The sequence below is a fragment of the Thermogymnomonas acidicola genome, assembly GCF_014646795.1.
Classification (GTDB): Archaea; Thermoplasmatota; Thermoplasmata; order Thermoplasmatales; family Thermoplasmataceae; genus Thermogymnomonas; species Thermogymnomonas acidicola.
Genome location: NZ_BMNY01000002.1, coordinates 256,392 through 273,343 on the forward strand (window position 1 = coordinate 256,392; position 16,952 = coordinate 273,343).

Genomic DNA, 16,952 nt, shown 5'->3' on the forward strand with positions numbered 1-16,952 from the left:
CAAAGTCAAAGGCCATTGGAGACAATATGTGCTCAATAGAGCAGTGATTTAAGAATCCCAAAGAAAAAATCTATGAGAAATAACAGTAGACAGCTAGTAGGGCCGTTCTGATTTCGTGTTATTATTCGCCCAAGGGGCCATGAGGTTCAGACTATCAGGCGTTCTTTGGAACTGTGCTCAAATAGATATGCCTAGGTTACTAGACTCTAGATTGCGTTCGAACTTAACACTATTACTTGATAGTAAATCGGATCCGTATATAGCGATCTTTTTCAGGATCCAAAGGAGAGGTTGTGGATAAAGTGCGCATTTTTCTCTTTTATTGCTTGACGTCAACAAAGATTGCTTTGTTTGGAGTGGCCTACACTTGATTTCTGGCCTTAACATGCCGCGTTTTGCCGTGGCCTGCCTTGCATTTATGAAACTCCAGAAGCACCGAATTTTCTAATCTTTATAACATGCAAAGTTGATCCTAGGCTGCGACGGTGGGCATAGACAAAATTGCCGGCCTGAACAACGTGCCAACTGCTCGCGGTATAGGGGAATTCGCTGGGAGGATGCAGGCCATTCTAGGAAAGAACGTAGTCTCACTCGTTACGGATAAGCGTTACTGGGACATGGATTATCCTGGAGAAAAGGTGTAAGGCTATTTTCCACCATTGACAAACGGCTACCTACTAAACCTCTTTACCTTTAGGTCTCTCATGAAGAAATACTATAAGGGAAAGTCCCCACATGTGCTTACTCCATTTTTCTTCATTGGAACGGAATACAGGGCTAAGAGCGTTGTTACGCTGCACGATACATATTTCAAGTGGAACAACTCATGGCTGATTAGGCTGACGTCAAAGATCGTCAGGAAGTATGCCAGCTTCAGTAATGTGATTTCTATATCAGAGCAGACGAAGGAAGAGCTTATTAAGGATGGATACAGGGAAGAGAATTTCACAGTAATATACCATTACATAGACCCCGTGTTTAAGAAGATTGAGGGAATCGACAAGGAAGAAAAGACTGTCCTTAATGTGGGTGACTGGACTCATAATAACAACTCTATTGTTAACAAGGCCATCAAGCGAAAGTAATACCACATTCACGTAGGCAGAGATGTTGTGGCAGATGAAAATTAAGACCTGATCCCGCACGAGGAACTCGCAAAGCTATATAACAGGGCGTCAGTGTTGATTAGGCTTTCTGATTTTGAGGGGTTTGGTTATCCACCTCTAGAAGCTCTGTTCTGTGGAACACCAGCTGTTGTGAGCGATATAGCTGTCTTCAGGGAGACCCTGGTTGAGGCAGGCGTCTTCGTGAAGAAAGATGAAAGGAGCATACTGGACGGAATCGAGTATGCTTTAGAGAACAGAGTTTAGTTGGTGAACAAGTTTGAATCAATAGGGTGTCTCACATTTCCCAGATGGCTCGACGAGTGCCTAAGAACATCAGGCGGGGTTGAGCGGGACCCTAACACTGTAGATTTCTATGAGGGGATCGTATACATCCTTGCTGTGATATCAAGCATCAGATCGATAGGAGAGAGATATGGTGACGCTAAATCGCTGACAGACATAAGATGAGACACCCTTAGGGTGTCTCATCCTTCAGCAAACGACGATCTCCATTACCTCCATTAGTCTTTCTCCTCTCTTCATGTTTGATATGGTCATGAAGTTGTAAGCAATTGCCTTTAGTCGGAGTGATGTTCCGTAACCCCTGTCCTTAACATGCCAGGTGTTCACTCCATACCCATTATGCCTTCAAGTAGGGAGAAAGTGCGTTCTATTTCCCACCTGAGCGAGTGAAGAGGAGGGTATTCCTTCCTCAGATCTATGCCTATCTTCCTGTAAACAGATAACCGTTCAGGTACGTGCCCCTCATCCTATTCGTATCTATTGTGGGAATGCAATGTGTGTTCCCGAATGTGTAATCATAAAATCCGATGTCATTTATTACTGGAATATTAAACTTCAAAAATGTCTTGAATGACAATCCTCTTTTAACGATACTTAGATCGTATTTTATTGTTGATTCCTTCAATGGCAATGTTGCTGAAAACGGATATTCAAATTCAGTATTGAAGGAAATACTTTTACCAAAGGTGATCCGATGAATCCCTTACTGTTATCCGGCTTTGGCATTTCAATAGAGGTGAATAAAGCACATCTTATCATAAAGCAGAAAGATTTCATAAAAGACTTAGAACCTCACCGGATACCTTATGATTCAATCATAATTGACGGTCATTACGGTTCGATCAGCTTTGAAGCGATGAGATGGCTTTCAAAGCACGATGTTTCAATAGCGTTATTGAACTGGAATGGAAATTTATTATCCGTAACACAACCTCAGGAAACACTTAATGCCGATCTGAAAATGAAGCAATATGAAAAATACCATGATCCTGAATCGAGGTTATACATAGCCAGTCAGATCGTGAAACAAAAGGTCAAGTCCTCATTAGGCTTGATTAAGGCATTATCAAAATTCTATGATATCGATTTAACAGCAATAAACAGGGAAATTCAAAGAGTGGATTATGATAACATAAACGGTCTTATGATGTATGAGGGACGCATTGCATCGGCTTACTGGACTGAGTTATCCAAGATATTCAATTCTCTGGCAAAAGATTTCAATTTTCAGTCAAGGAAAAACCTATCATACTCGTGGAATATGAATGCGTCCGATCCAGTCAACGCTTTACTGAATTATGGATATGCGATATTAGAATCAATGGTAAGGAAAGATATCAATACAATAGGGCTTGATGTCTCTATCGGATATCTTCATGAGATAGCGCCGTCCAAGCATCCTCTTGTCTACGATTTACAGGAATTGTTCAGGTATGTTGTTGATTATTCTGTTATCGAATTACTGGAAACAAAATTGAAGAGATCGGATTTCATAACAACCGAGAATTACCATATCAGATTGAAGCCAAACACCGCTAAACGGCTGATTGAAAAAATTAAGGACAACTTCAACAAGCGTTATGAATTCAGGAATAAACAGCACACGCTTGATAACATAATGTTTGAGAATGTTAGGGAATTGAGCAGATACGTATCTGGAAAAATAAAAACGTTGGATTTCAGGATACCTGATATTGAAATCTCAAGAAATGATACTATCGATATGCAGGATAAGATTATGTCAATTGATCCTGAAAAAAGGAAAGCCTTGAAAATTAATAAATCAACTCTCTGGTATCAGCAAAGAAAGATTAAAGAGGGTAAGACCATTAAACTCTATAACAAGACAAAGGTGAAGATAGAATGAGCATATATCAATCAATTCAGAGGATTAGCCCTATCTTATGGTGGAAGCATAGTTTTACAATTGAGAATTTAAATTTGAATCCGTTATTAAAAAAATTCTTTGATGAAAATAAGAATTGCCCAAGTTTCAATGATAGGCATGAGCATTTCAAGTACATCAACGATAAAGTAATCAAAGAAGACCCGATTGATTACCTTGAATTTGGTGTCTATAAAGGGGATTCCATTAGGGAATGGTCTTCTTTAAACAAAAATCCAGTTAGCAGATTCTATGGCTTTGATTCATTTGAAGGGTTGCCTGAGGATTGGACATATACAATGAGGAGAGGTGAATTTAACTTGAACGGAAATATTCCACATATCGATGATTCAAGAGTTAAGATGGTTAAAGGTTTATTCCAAAATACCCTACGCCCGTTCCTAAAATCTTTTCGAAGGATACAGAGAATAGTTGTTCATCTTGACGCAGATTTATTTTCGAGCACATTATATGTTTTAACTTCACTAGACCCTTTTTTAGAAAAAGGAGATGTTTTGATGTTTGATGAGTTTAGTGCACCAACCGGTGAATTTAAGGCATTCATAGACTATAAGACAGCTTTTTATAGAGAATTCAAAATGGTCTCTAAAGTACCATTTAATGGTTGGCTTGCTAACCAAGTTGCTTTCTTGATAGAGAAGTAATGGTAATTCTTTAGAACTTTTCAATAACTCGGCTGTGCCAGAGCTTGAAACACAGAATCAAACAATTTGGACGAGACTCGGGTTATTGGTATAGATGATGATTCATACCTTGAATACGAAAATATCAAGGAATTCTATGAATGGATTTTATCATAGAGGCCTAAGGATGTCAGGGATATGGGAATATCACGACAAGCCCTCTACAAAATAAAAGCAAAGATAAAGAGTGGAAAGCATCTGAATCCAAGGGTTAAGATCGTTAAAATTCTCTTAACATTGTATAACGTTAGCAGATTGGTAAACACAAAAAGTTAAAAAAATTAACTTGTAAATGTCAAACGTTAGACATATAAAACATTGGTAAATTTTAACATTGACACAACTTTACATTTGACCCAAATAGTCTAATATGCCCGACTTTAAGGCAAATTTTCTGAAAATAAATTTCAATTATTAATATATCAAAAAAACATATTTATGATAAAAACGTCAACTTTTTTCAGCCTTATCTATATCCCCATAATTTAAATGGGCCCGTCCGGATTTGAACCGGAGTTTCCAACTCCCGAAGCTGGAAGGATGGCCAGGCTACCCCACGGACCCTGCTATCCTGTAATTGCGGATCCGTATTTCTTACTTTCTGATACTACACCTTGCTTGGGATGGCCTTAACCACAGAAGTACGTTCTGACCCAGGCATGCCTGGTGCATTCTGTAAAGAGCATTTTGATGCAGCGTTATAATTGTGTCCAATCTCCCAACTGGCATGCAGCCTGTGAGAAAGTTAATTCGCAGGAGAATACCGATTATTGTAATATGGGTAGTCATAGTGCTGGCGATAACGCCTGCAGTTCTCGATTCGTCACACTACATCAACTATTCGAACCAGGTGGTGGTCAACAGCAAATCCGAATCTGCCCAGGCCCAGAGGATAATCTCCTCAGATGTCTCGAATAACTCATCGCTCATCGTTGTGATACAGGAAAGCTCCTGGTCTTCCGTATGGGCAAACTCAACAGCACAGCGCGTCCTGCAGTTGCAGAGTGCCTTACAGGCATCAGGAGTGCCCCATTACTCACATTCCACGTCAGTGTACTCCGCTTACGCCTCGCTTATAGACAAGTACCTCTCTGGAAAGGCCCTGTCCCTCATCAAGGAGACATATGGTGAAGTCCAGAGCAATTCCAACTACCTCTTCACGTTCCCCCACACATTCTACACCGAGTGGTCAAAGTACGGGTTCAGCAACTCATCGATCTCCCTTGCGGCAAAGGCCTCTGGGTTTAATGGGAACAACAGCTACGAGGCCGCTTTCCTGCAGAACCTCAACATGACCGCTGGCATGCCAGGCCAGAGGATCGAGGAGGCAGTCTCCATCTCACTGGTCAAGAACTACATAAACGATTCCCTTGTCCCGGAGTTAACGGTGTTCAACTACACCTCTGTAAGAGCGCTTTCAGAGGTAACCTCGGGCATCATATCAGAGGCTTACGGCTTCAACCTGGACTGGCAGTACATCGAATCGGCGGTCAGTTCCAGCGACCCTGGCTACTTCTTCGTCACCCACTTCGGCCTATCCGGCATACCCTCCTTCCTGAACTCCACATACGACGCATCGAACATAACGCTCCTCTACGTTGTATTCTCCACACCCTCAGGTAAGGACGTTCAGGGGAGTGAGACTGCCTCAGAGGCTGCTTACAGCAAAGTGAACGCAATCGTCAGGGGCTACTTTGACAATGCCATAGTGACCGGGAACGGCGCCATTGCGTACGAGACGAACCAGCAGACTGCAAAGTCTGGCTTCATCTTCGGCCTCCTCTTCATATTCCTGGCAATCTCGATCCTCTTTGCCCTGTGGTCCTGGAAGTCTGCAGTCCTGGTCTTCATCTTCTCCGGCATCTCGCTGCTGCTCGGCATGGCTTCGGAGTTCCTGGCGGGCCTGATCTTCCACAGCGTGAGCTTCATCGTGAACTACACCCTTGAGGCAGTACTGCTCGGCATATCGGCTGACTACCTCCTCTTTATACTATCTAGGTTCAGGGAGGAGCTGAGGGCTGGCAGGAGTGAGCAGGAAGCAATTGAGACAGCAGCGAAGGAGTCGGGCAAGTCGATACTGGTGAGCGGCCTTACCGTCGCTCTCAGCCTCTTCACCTTCTACTTCATACCTGGCTTCAGGGACTGGGGCTTCGTTCTGTTCGTGGCAGTGCTGTCCACCGTTGCCCTGGAGACACTGCTCCTGCCACCTGTGGCTTCCATATTCGGAAAGAGGCTCTTTATCCAGGGAAAGCTGAGGCCCGCCAGTGTAGAGGATACCAGGAAATCTGCGTTCTACAGGATCTCCGATAGGTCCATCGGGAAGAGGTACGCGGTGATTGCAGCCGTAATGCTCATAGGGACCGCAGGCGCCTACGGCTTCTTTCACGTGCCGACCACGTACAACTTCAACACCGGCCTGCCGGAGAGCCTCCCCGCAGTGAGGGGCCTTAACCTCATCCAGAGTGACTTCGGGGCCAGCCAGATCTATCCAGTGTACGTGATCGTGAACCTCTCTTCCCTCCCTGACCCTGAGAGCGCACTGCACTCCTACGCACAGATGCTCCTCTCGGTCCCTGGCATCGCCAGGGGTTACGGGCCTTACCTGAACGGCACTGAGGTATCCAGCGGATCGAACTACAGCCAGTTCGTGATAGGCCACAGGTATGCCCTTTACACCCTGTACCTGTCTTCGTCACCATATTCACAGTCCGCAATAGACACCGTGAAGGAGATCAGGTCGGAAAGGAGCCTGATAGTGGGCGGCCTGACGTCGAGCATAATCGACCAGCAGGCCCAAAACAGTAAGATATACTCTGAACTGGAGGCTCTCATAGTGGTCGTTATCGGCCTGGTCATAGGTCTCTCCTTCAGGACCTGGAAGTATCCCCTCGTCTCGCTCACCGGTGTGCTGTTCAGTGTCTCCTGGAGCACACTCATACTCTACGCTGTTTCCAGGTACCTGCTCCACGAGGCCCTGATATACCTTATCCCCGTGATCCTCTTCCTGATTCTCTTCTCACTGGGCAGTGACTACACGGTGTTCATAATATCAAGGATAAACGAGAACAGGAGGTCACTAGGGCTCAGGGAGTCGATCAACAGAGGGATAGCGTCTTCCGGCAGGACTGTATCGACGCTCGGCATAATACTGGCGGTTTCCCTCGGCTCACTAAGCGCCATACCAGTACCCTTCCTGCAGCAGCTCGGCATATCTTTCATAATATCCCTGCTCTTAGACACGTTCCTAATAAGGACAGTGTACTTTCCTGCGATGATATCTGCGCTCTACAGGAGGCAGGAAAACTAGTGGTGAGGTCCCCGAATGAAGAACGGACTTCCCGAAACAACCTTTTTAGGTGCTCCAGCCCTGCGGGATGCCCATGCGGAAGTCGTGTCCTTCCTGAACCCTTAGGACCCTGGAGCAATAGGATCTTACCTTCAAGTTAAAGCTAGCATCCCACTGCACTGAAACACCAAACACGTATCATCCCGGCTCCAGGGTATCAGGTCTGCAGAATGGCACGAATGCGTACCTGTGGGCATGCTATGCAGACATAGGCCCAGTAATGGAAGGAGAGCAAATGCACCTCCAGGTCAGGGGTGCCCCGCGGTACTTGAGAAATTTGATCTGAAAGTTTAATATAGATACTGTCGAATGCCACATGTGGAAAAGGTTGGATCAATTGTTATAGTGTTAACAGTTCTCCTATCCGCTGCACTGTTTTCTGTGGCCTCACAGGCTGTAGCGCACCCCACCATGGGAGGAGCGATATTCAGCCAGTCTGAATCGCTAAACTGGGCTGGCTACGTTGCCGTATCTTCAGATTACAGTGTGCACAACGCCACGATGTCCCTGATCATACCGGACACGAGCACCTCGGGCAACTCATATGCAGCCTTCTGGGTGGGTATTGACGGTTACAACGATAACACGGTGGAGCAGACAGGCATACTGGCAGAGCCCAGTGGCTTCGGGCACAACGAACACACCGTGTACCTGGTCTGGTACGAGTTCTACCCAGCGGCGCCCGTATATGCCAGCTTCACAGCCCAGGCAGGAGACTATGTGTACGCCAGCGTGACCTATGAAGGGTCGCAGACCTTCACGACATCCATAAGCGTCTACACACCCAGCGGACAGCTTGTCGGTACGCTCACGGATACGGCCACCGTCTCAGGTGCCCTTGACGACAGTGCGGAGTGGATAGTGGAAGCCCCGTCATCTAGCACTGGCATACTCCCACTTGCAAATTTCGGAACAGCCTACTTCGGCTATGACTACACCGGAATACACACGACGGACTACGCCTCCATATCGGGCCTGTTCGCCCCCATGGGTGCCTTCTCACCCACAGAGATCGTCATGGTGAACAGTGCTGGCCAGGCCATGGCAGTGCCGTCCGCAGTGTCCTCTGACGGCACGAGCTTCTATGTGACGTATGAAGCGACTTCGTCGCACCACGGGCCGCACTTTGGCAGGGCACAGTAGAGGTTACAGATGGATCAACCTAGGGCCCTTTATATGGGCCCACTCTTCTCTCCCCTAAAAGGCCGGCAAAATTCAGTGCACGCCGAAGCTGCCCGCACTTCACCTGTAATGCACCACCTCCGGCCTGAGAGTTGCCATTGGGGCCGCGTGTAAATATTTCAACTCATTCCGGTAGTCAAGAAGTAGGTGTCCATTACCAGGGTGCATTGCTGATAAAAACGTTCCGTAACCCTGGAGCATTTAATATATGCGGACACATTCACACCGGTGCATTATCTCTACGCTATAGACATAACACAGAGGGACTGCCCTCACATCGCGGTGAGCAAGAACATCAGAGGACTCCGCGTCTTCGTGCTTGGAGGTAACCCTTCAGGCAGCCGCATGGAGATGGTGTCCCTGTTCGCATCAAACAGGGATGGTACAGTGGACGAGGCCCTGAGGTTCATATCTGAGCAGGACCACGTTGGCGACCTGGACGTGCTTGTGAAGAAGGGCAATGCCGCAATATGCAGGTACAGCATAGCCAGGACTGAGGCGCTGCATACTCTCATGAACTATGGCCAGAGGCTATACCCGTTCATCGCTTCCAACGGGATCGAGAGGTGGATGTTCATCTCCGACGAACCACACCTTGAGAGGAAGGTGCACGACACGGAGATGACAAAGATCACCGGGATACGCAGGCTCAGCAGCGAGGAGTTCCTTGACCTCTACCTCTACACCCAGGTGCAGGTCTGGAAGGCTCACAGGTACTCAGGGGACGGCTTCGAGGGATACAGGCTGATAGCGGAAAGTGTGGCGCTTGGGTACTTTGACTGGCCCAGGAGGGTGAGCCTGAGCGAAATGAGCAAGCGGCTCAACGTCCCAAGGACAACCCTGACATACAGGATCAGGAAAGCGGAGCGTGACGTGCTCAACGACATTCTAGACCTCTGACCTGCCATAACATATCATGTCTTTTTAATAAGATTTGTCACTGTTCAAAAAACTGTTTTATGTTGGTTTTAAAATTTCATTGGGATGAATCGTAGAATCGTAGCTGTTGTTATTGTGGTGATTGTTATCGCTGCCATAGGGCTGGGAGTAACTGAAGGCTATCTCCACAGCCACAGTGCAAAGCAGCAGAGCGGGAACACACTGATCATTGCGAGCTCGGCCACCCCCACTTCAATAGACCCTGCGGTGGCCTTTGACACAAACTCAGTCTTTTTCGACGACCAGATCTACCAGACCCTGATCGGGTACGGTACCACGACAGTGAACGGCCAGACAGTGGGCTCGCTCACCCCTGTGCCGGAGCTTGCGACGAACTGGACAGTGAACCCCAACGGTTCGATACTGTTCAACCTGAGGCAGAACGTGACCTTCTCCAACGGTGACCCATTCAACGCCACAGACGTGCAGTTCACCCTCGACAGGGTCATCACCATGTCACAGGGTGCTTCCTTCCATGTTGCACAGTTCCTGAACGAATCCGGTATACATGTACTTGGGCCGTACAAGATACTGCTTGTCCCCCAGGCACCCTACCCGTGGTTCCTGAACCTGTTCCAGCTCTGGGTCACGGGGATCGTTGACCCCAACTACGTGAATGACCACGGCGGCGTGCAGAAGGACTCCGTGAACCCGTACATGTCGGACCACGCCATGGGCACTGGGCCCTACATGCTGCAGAGTTACAGTTCCAGCGAGATCGTGCTTGTCGCGAATCCCCACTACTGGGGCCCGCAGCCCAACGTGACCAAGATAATATACGAGGTCGTGCCGAGCCCGGCCACACAGGAGACCCTGCTGGAGAAGGGGTCCGTGAACGTTGCGCTGAACATACCGCTGAACCAGATGTCCACGCTCTCCAACTACACGAACCTGAAGGTTAAGGCCGGCCCTACTTCTTCCGAGTACTACATAGGCCTGGATGAGAACGTGACACCATTCAACAACCTTGACGTGAGGAAGGCAATTGAATATGCTGTCAACGCAACCCAGCTCACGCAGTTCTCCACATTCGGCTACGGCCTCCCGATACAGAGCGTCATAGCGCCCACCATCGAATCGTACATACCGGCGTTCAAGAACTACACCCAGAACCTCACGCTTGCGCAGGAGTACCTGGACAAGGCTGGCTACCCCCATGGCTTCACCACGACCTTCTACTACACCTCTGGCGACCCCATAGGTAGCTCGATTGCAACGATACTGCAACAGCAGCTGGCAAGGATAAACATAACGCTGAAGCTCCAGAGCGTTGAATCGGCCACCTTCAACGACGAGGTGGGCCTGGGGCAGTGGCCCATGTTCTACGAAGGCTGGGTCAACCTGCTTGCAACACCTGACGATGGGATGAGGCCACTCTTCAGCTCTCTGAACATCGGTATATACGGGAACTACAACTACTTCAACAATTCCACCGTGACCAACGACCTGATACAGGCAGGCAAGGACTACAACCAGACGCAGAGGGACAAGCTCTACCAGCAGGTTCAGGACATACTGGCACAGCAGGCGGTTGAGGTGCCGCTGTTCAACCTCGAGAACGTCATACCCATGACGACCAACGTGCACGACCTGTACATATACCCGACCTTTGACATATTCGTCTACCAGGTGAAGATGGGATAGGCCATGAACAGCCTAACCCGATTCATCATTTTTAGGCTCCTCGCACTGGTACCGACGGTATTCGGCATCATCGTCGTCACCTTCATACTCTCCCATATTGTCCCTGGAAACCCTGCCCTGATACTGATAGGTCCGGAGGTGAACGGTGCCGAACTGAAGGTGCTCGAGAACGAACTCGGCCTCAATAAGCCCCTCTATGTGCAGTTCGGCATATACCTGAACGACCTGATACACCTCAACCTTGGCTATTCATACATACTCGGTGAGCCCGTCAACTACGAGATAGCAACGCGCTTCCCGGCCAGCTTCGAGCTTGCCATTGCTGCAATGGTCATAGGTCTCCCAGCAGGGATATACCTCGGTATATATTCAGCTCTCAGGGCCAACAGGGCCGGTGACCACATAAGCAGGGTCTTCTCGCTGCTTGGCATTTCGATGCCCGTGTTCTGGATAGAGATCGTCATGATCTTGGTCTTCTATACTTACCTGGGCTTGGCACCGGCACCGTTCGGTCAGCTGAGCCCCTCACTGACACCGCCCCCGAGGATCACGGGAATGGTGATCCTGGACTCGCTGATAACCGGAAACTTCGTGGATTTCGGCAATGCCATCTGGCACATAATCCTGCCCGCCGTGGGCCTCTCCCTTGCCCTCATAGCCACGCTGTCCAGAGTGGTCAGGTCAAGCATGCTGGATGTCCTGAACAGGGACTTCATGAGGACGGCCTTCGCCATTGGGCTCCCGAGGAACATCCTCATGAACAGGTATGCCCTGCGCAATGCCCTGCTTCCGGCAATAACCGTCGCTGCAATCCAGGCCGGTGCCCTGATGAGCGGGGTCGTGCTCACCGAGACCGTGTTCTCATGGCAGGGGCTCGGCCTCTACGCAGTCCAGGCCATAGACCAGCTTGACTATCCGAGCGTCATGGCAGTGGTGCTGGTCTCGGGCCTGCTGTTCGCACTCGTTAACTTCGTTGCGGATCTGCTCTATGCCTATGTTGACCCGAGGGTGAGGCTACAGTGAGTGAGGCGAGAGTGTTAGGCCTGGTCCGAAGGCGCAGGGAACCTGGCCTCAAATTTGAGGCCCTAAGGCTCTTCATGCATTCACCCACCGGGATAGCCGCCATCGTGATCCTGGGAATATACGTTGTCCTGGCCGCCTTTGGCCCCTACATTGCTCCCTACAGGCCGGACCAGATCGACCTGGCCGCCAGGATACTGCCCCCCTCGCCTGCCCACATAATGGGCACTGACGAGTACGGGAGGGACATCTTTTCCAGGATCCTCTACGCAATAAGGCTCGATTTGGCCATCGCGTTCCTCTCCGTAACGCTTGGATATGCACTCGGCGTCCTCATAGGCCTCGTATCCGGGTACATGGGCAGGATCACGGACAACGTTGCCATGAGGGTCATGGATATACTCCTCGCATTCCCGTCGATACTCTTGGCAATCGCTATTTCCATAGCCATAGGCCAGGGCTTCTGGACGATAGTGATAGCGGTCACCGTGGTCTCCCTGCCTGGCTTCGCCAGGGTTTCCAGGAGCTCGGTGCTCTCTGCCAAGAACGAACTTTATGTCACAGCGGCGGTTTCCATCGGCGCGTCGAGGGCCCACATAATGCTCCGGCACATACTGCCACAGACCATAACGCCAACCATCGTGCTCTACGCCCTCAACCTTGGGAATGCGATCCTCGTTGCCGCGGGTCTGAGCTTCCTTGGTGTGGGCATACCTCCGCCCACCCCAGAACTCGGTGCCATGGTGACAGAGGGCCTGCAGTTCGTGGTCTCCGGGCAGTGGTGGGTCTCTGTATTTCCTGGCCTCTTCATTGTGTTCATAGTGATAGCGTTCAACATGCTAGGGGACACAATAAGGGAGGTAACAGACGTAACACTAAGGAGGTGATCAGATGTATGACGATTACACCCTCTATGTTGAGGACCTTTCCATAGAGTACACCCTGGGACTCAGGCGGGTTTACGCACTGAACAACGTGACCTTCGGCATAAGGAAGAATGAGAGTGTTGGAATCGTCGGGGAGAGTGGCTGCGGCAAGTCCACCCTCGCCATGGCCATAGGGCACATACTCCCACAGAACTCTGTCGTGACATCAGGGAGGATCTACTTCAACGGAAAGGTTATCGTGGACAGCGAGATGGGTGCCTCCTTCTCCCTCAGGAGCTCAAAGAGAGAGAGGAGGATAGAGGAATCCCTGAAGATGGTGCGCTGGAAGGGCATCTCCGTTGTGTTCCAGGGTGCGCTTGACAGCCTGAATCCGCTGCTCAGGGTAGGTGAGCAGATCTCCGATATATTCATATACAGGGCTGAAAAGGCGCCTGACGAGGCCAGGGAACTCAGCCTCCAGCTACTCAGGTCGGTTGGCCTTGATGACTGGGTCTACGACGCCTTCCCACACCAGCTGAGCGGGGGCATGAAGCAGAGGGTAGTCATTGCAATGGCCATATCCCTCAGGCCGAGCCTTGTCATTGCAGACGAGCCCACAACCTCCCTTGACGTGCTCACACAGTACAAGATAGTGGAGGAGCTCCTGCGCCTAAGGGATACCTTCAACGTGAGCCTGCTGAGCGTGTCCCATGACATTTCAATGATCTCAAGGCTCTCCGACAGGATCATGGTCATGTACGCGGGCAAGGTGGTCGAGATGATACCCTCATCCGATTTCTCCCGGGCAAGGCACCCGTACACATTCATGCTCGTAAACTCCATACCGAGCATCCAGGAGGACATATCGGAGGTCTTGCCCATAGAGGGGTCACCGCCCAGCCTCCTGACCAAGCCAACCGGGTGCCCCTTTGAACCAAGGTGCAGGTACGCTACAGGGAGTTGCAGAGAGCCAGGGGCAGATGAACCTAGGGTCGTCGAGGCCGGCCACACAGTATCGTGCACTGTACTGCCGCAGATGAAGAGGGACGCAAGGGCAAGTAGCGCTGTCAGGGAAAGTGCCCATGGCCCGGAGGGTACACCGATTATTGAGGTCAGGGACGTCACGAAGGTATTCTCCAAGAGGTCAGGCCTCAGGGAAGGGAAGGCCTCCGCGGGGAGCGGTGTAACTGCCCTCGACGGCGTCAACTTGAGTATCTACCCTGGCGAGTGCGTGGCCATCGTCGGTGAAACGGGATCAGGCAAGACAACACTCAGCAGGATTGTGGGCCTACTCGATGAACCCACCTCAGGATATATATCATATATGGGGGAGAAGGTCGACCTGAAGGACAGGAGAGCTGTGTCCAGGCTCCGAACCAGCATACAAAGTATATTCCAGGACCCCTTCCAGAGCATAAACCCCAGGTTCACTGTGGCCAGGGCAGTGGCTGAGCCCCTGGAAGTGAATGGCCTGAGAGAGGGCCTGGAAGAAAAGGTGATGGACGCACTGGAGAGGGTAGAACTTAGGCCTGTGGAAGAGTACATGCACAAGTACCCGCACCAGCTCAGCGGCGGGCAGAGGCAGAGAGTTGCCATCGCAAGGGGACTGGTCCTCAACCCGTCCCTCCTCATTGCTGACGAGCCCATATCCATGCTCGACGTCTCCCTGCGTGCTGGGATACTGAACCTGCTCAGGAGGCTCAAGCAGGAATCTGGCGTATCAATAATGTATATAACGCATGACATAGCGTCAGCAAAATACATAGGAGACAGAGTCTACGTGATATACAGGGGTCAGGTGGTGGAGAGTGGAAGCGTGGGCCAGGTGATCTCGGAACCGCTGCACCCCTACACAATGGCCCTAATGGTGGCGAGCAGGGGCTTCAGGGGATCCGCCAGGAGCGAGCTGGGAGAGAGGATATTCAGCACAGAGGAGGGCAATAGGGACACCGGGTGCCTGTTTGAACCCAGGTGCCCATTTTCCAGGGACGTGTGCTCAAGGGAAAGACCTGAATTGAAAGAGATATCCAGTGGTCACAGTGCGAGGTGCCACTTTGCGGGCACACTGAGGGCTGAGGCAATGAAGGCTCAGGCCTGAGACGGGGGTACGTGGGATGCGATACCCATCATACCTATCTCCGCACCTTTTTGGAGTGTGCGATAAGCGACTTAAGGGCACCATCATAATGTGACTATTAACAGTGGAGGATCGAATTCCCTGAACACCGCACTCAGAATCCGAGGAAATGGGCCGAAACCAAAAAGGAGTATTATGAGGATACGGATACCGCACCCTTGCTCTCCTGCTCCCTGTGTTTGTTTATGACGGAGAGTGAGAGCCAGTACACGGACTTCACGGCACCGAGCATGCCGGAGAGGTCGATCTTCGAGTAGTCGTAGGCCTTTCTGCCCTTGGTCTCCATGAACTCCTTGAACACGTCCTCGATGCTGCTGAATATCCTGTCCGTCATGAACTCCACCATCTTCGCCACCACGCCGTTGTTAAGCCTAGCGTTGAGTCCTGGCATGAGGTCCCTGGTGACCTTCAGGTCGTGCTTCCAGGCGATGTAGAGCAACTCCCAGTACTTCGACGGGAGCTTCTCGAGGGCGGGGAACGGGTTCTTGGCAAGCCTGGTGCTCGTTATCGGTATCACGGGCAGAGGGAAGACCCACACCTTTACGCCGCTCTCTATGATGTCCTCCACCAGCCTTATGCTCTTCTCCACATCCTCGTCCGTCTCATCCGGGTAGCCTATGGTCATGGTGTAGCAGGCGTGCACGTGGTTGTCCGCCAGTATCCTCGCGCTCTCCACTATGACCTCTCCCCACTGCTCCGGCCTGTACGGGAACGGCTTGCCCCTCATGTACTTTGATATTATCCTCTCGCTCCCGCTCTCAAGTCCGATCACCGGCGTTTCCGCACCGTACCTGTCGTACTCCGCTATGTGCGATATGGCCTCAACGGTCTCAGGGCTCTGCACCACCGGAGGTGCGGATATGTGGCTGAAGTACATCTGCTCTATGCCCATCTTCTTGACCTCGCTGAAGAGGTTCACTATGGCCTCGTGGTTAACGCCCAGCCTCTTGGAGCCGTAGAGCATGATGTCATCCGTTATCAGGTCGCTCACCGTCTCTCCAGCCGCTATGTTTATGGACAGCTCCCTCTTTATCTGCTCCATGGGTATTGTCCTGAAAGTCTCGGGCGTGATGGAGCAGAACTGACACCCCCTGGGGCAGCCCCTTGTTATCTGCACCTCGCCCATCCTGGACGGCTTTATTATGGTGGGTATCTGCTCCACTGGCGCGTTCCTGCCGTTCACGATCCTGGGCACTTCCCTGCCCGCCACCAGGTCGTTTATGACCTTCGGCATGTCCACCTCAACCTCGCCGTTGAAGACCACGTCCACCCAGTCGGGCCTCTCCAGGCTCATCTGCCACACGCCAGGGCCGCCCACTATTACCCTGAAGCCGTATTTCTTCTTCAGTTCAGAGACCTTCTCGCCCAGTTCCTCAAAGAACCTGGCCGTCCATGAGGGGCCACCGCCGAAGAGCATGGTGAGCTTGGTGGAAACGGGGCTCAGCCCGTATGGATCGTGCACTGATATACCTACTACCTTCGTGTTGCTGTCCACAGCCCTCTCTAGCGCCGAGGGCGGGACGACACCAACGCTCTTTATGCCAGCACTGTAAACCGATGCCTCTACCTTCCTGAGGGCGTACGGAGCGAACTTTGCTTCCACTTCTCTGCCGGTCTTCAGCTCTGGAGCGAATATCTTGTCCATCATTATCCTCGGCACCAGCCTGTAGGGCATGCAGGCCACATAGCCCAGAGCGGTGCTCCTGGAATAATCCGTGAAACTACCCCTGTCAGCGGTTATGACAACAGAGTAGGACATATTTTTTTATGAAATCTATATTTAAAACTTTAATGGATCGGGTAAAAATTAACTTCTTATT

13 protein-coding genes and 1 tRNA gene are annotated in these 16,952 nt (G+C 50.6%); 12 read left to right on the forward strand and 2 right to left on the reverse strand.

The features are described 5' to 3' along the window. The first annotated feature begins 485 nt into the window (after nt 1-485). The 5 genes from IEW66_RS07070 to IEW66_RS07090 all read left to right on the forward strand — a co-directional run bounded on the left by IEW66_RS07070 (nt 486) and on the right by IEW66_RS07090 (nt 3,959). Nucleotides 486-644, forward strand: a complete 159-nt coding sequence (locus IEW66_RS07070; RefSeq protein WP_188681530.1) for a hypothetical protein — start codon at nt 486-488, stop codon at nt 642-644. A gap of 15 nt (nt 645-659) precedes the next feature. Then, nucleotides 660-1,085 carry a glycosyltransferase gene (locus IEW66_RS07075; RefSeq protein WP_188681531.1) on the forward strand — a complete coding sequence of 142 codons (426 nt, stop codon included), beginning with the start codon at nt 660-662 and terminating at the stop codon, nt 1,083-1,085. 51 nt (nt 1,086-1,136) lie between these two features. Next, a complete protein-coding gene (locus IEW66_RS07080) occupies nt 1,137-1,370 on the forward strand; it encodes a glycosyltransferase (RefSeq protein WP_306789772.1) in 234 nt (77 codons plus the stop codon). Between the two features lie 733 nt (nt 1,371-2,103). Next, complete coding sequence (gene cas1 / locus IEW66_RS07085; RefSeq protein WP_075056584.1) at nt 2,104-3,276, forward strand: CRISPR-associated endonuclease Cas1; 1,173 nt, start codon at nt 2,104-2,106, stop codon at nt 3,274-3,276. After that, the gene (locus IEW66_RS07090; protein ID WP_188681532.1) at nt 3,273-3,959 is read left to right on the forward strand and encodes a TylF/MycF/NovP-related O-methyltransferase; all 687 of its coding nucleotides are present in this window, start codon (nt 3,273-3,275) and stop codon (nt 3,957-3,959) included. Before cas1 ends, IEW66_RS07090 begins: the two co-directional genes overlap by 4 nt. A 529-nt stretch (nt 3,960-4,488) precedes the next feature. On the opposite strand, the gene IEW66_RS07095 is transcribed toward IEW66_RS07090, so the two are convergent. After that, nucleotides 4,489-4,562: transfer RNA gene (locus IEW66_RS07095), tRNA-Pro, on the reverse strand. 163 nt (nt 4,563-4,725) lie between these two features. Between IEW66_RS07095 and IEW66_RS07100 the strand changes: the two genes are divergently transcribed. The 7 genes from IEW66_RS07100 (at nt 4,726) to IEW66_RS07130 (ending at nt 15,093) form a co-directional block, all read left to right on the forward strand. Further along, nucleotides 4,726-7,305, forward strand: a complete 2,580-nt coding sequence (locus tag IEW66_RS07100) for an MMPL family transporter (RefSeq protein WP_188681533.1) — start codon at nt 4,726-4,728, stop codon at nt 7,303-7,305. Between the two features lie 357 nt (nt 7,306-7,662). Then, nucleotides 7,663-8,487 (forward strand): G1 family glutamic endopeptidase, encoded by an 825-nt coding sequence (locus IEW66_RS07105; protein WP_188681534.1) that lies wholly within the window; start codon nt 7,663-7,665, stop codon nt 8,485-8,487. A gap of 267 nt (nt 8,488-8,754) precedes the next feature. After that, on the forward strand, nt 8,755-9,426 hold the full coding sequence (locus IEW66_RS07110; RefSeq protein WP_188681535.1) for a helix-turn-helix domain-containing protein: 672 nt from the start codon (nt 8,755-8,757) through the stop codon (nt 9,424-9,426). Nucleotides 9,427-9,510: 84 nt separating this feature from the next. Then, nucleotides 9,511-11,109 carry an ABC transporter substrate-binding protein gene (locus tag IEW66_RS07115; RefSeq protein WP_188681536.1) on the forward strand — a complete coding sequence of 533 codons (1,599 nt, stop codon included), beginning with the start codon at nt 9,511-9,513 and terminating at the stop codon, nt 11,107-11,109. 3 nt (nt 11,110-11,112) lie between these two features. Next, on the forward strand, nt 11,113-12,132 hold the full coding sequence (locus tag IEW66_RS07120; protein WP_188681537.1) for an ABC transporter permease: 1,020 nt from the start codon (nt 11,113-11,115) through the stop codon (nt 12,130-12,132). Beyond that, complete coding sequence (locus IEW66_RS07125) at nt 12,129-13,016, forward strand: ABC transporter permease (RefSeq protein WP_188681538.1); 888 nt, start codon at nt 12,129-12,131, stop codon at nt 13,014-13,016. The genes IEW66_RS07120 and IEW66_RS07125 overlap by 4 nt, the downstream gene beginning before the upstream one ends. A 4-nt stretch (nt 13,017-13,020) precedes the next feature. After that, nucleotides 13,021-15,093, forward strand: a complete 2,073-nt coding sequence (locus IEW66_RS07130) for an ABC transporter ATP-binding protein (protein WP_188681539.1) — start codon at nt 13,021-13,023, stop codon at nt 15,091-15,093. Between the two features lie 172 nt (nt 15,094-15,265). Here the strand turns inward: IEW66_RS07130 and IEW66_RS07135 are convergent, their stop codons facing one another. Further along, entirely contained in the window at nt 15,266-16,891 is a 1,626-nt protein-coding gene (locus IEW66_RS07135; RefSeq protein WP_188681540.1) for a B12-binding domain-containing radical SAM protein, read from the reverse strand. Nucleotides 16,892-16,952: the final 61 nt, after the last annotated feature.

Excerpts from the sequence above, each read along its gene's own strand:
- cas1 (WP_075056584.1), top strand. The coding sequence starts at position 2,104 with ATGAATCCCTTACTGTTATCCGGCTTTGGCATTTCAATAGAGGTGAAT.
- IEW66_RS07090 (WP_188681532.1), top strand. The coding sequence starts at position 3,273 with ATGAGCATATATCAATCAATTCAGAGGATTAGCCCTATCTTATGGTGG.
- IEW66_RS07100 (WP_188681533.1), top strand. The coding sequence starts at position 4,726 with ATGCAGCCTGTGAGAAAGTTAATTCGCAGGAGAATACCGATTATTGTA.
- IEW66_RS07115 (WP_188681536.1), top strand. The coding sequence starts at position 9,511 with ATGAATCGTAGAATCGTAGCTGTTGTTATTGTGGTGATTGTTATCGCT.
- IEW66_RS07120 (WP_188681537.1), top strand. The coding sequence starts at position 11,113 with ATGAACAGCCTAACCCGATTCATCATTTTTAGGCTCCTCGCACTGGTA.
- IEW66_RS07130 (WP_188681539.1), top strand. The coding sequence starts at position 13,021 with ATGTATGACGATTACACCCTCTATGTTGAGGACCTTTCCATAGAGTAC.
- IEW66_RS07135 (WP_188681540.1), bottom strand. The coding sequence starts at position 16,891 with ATGTCCTACTCTGTTGTCATAACCGCTGACAGGGGTAGTTTCACGGAT.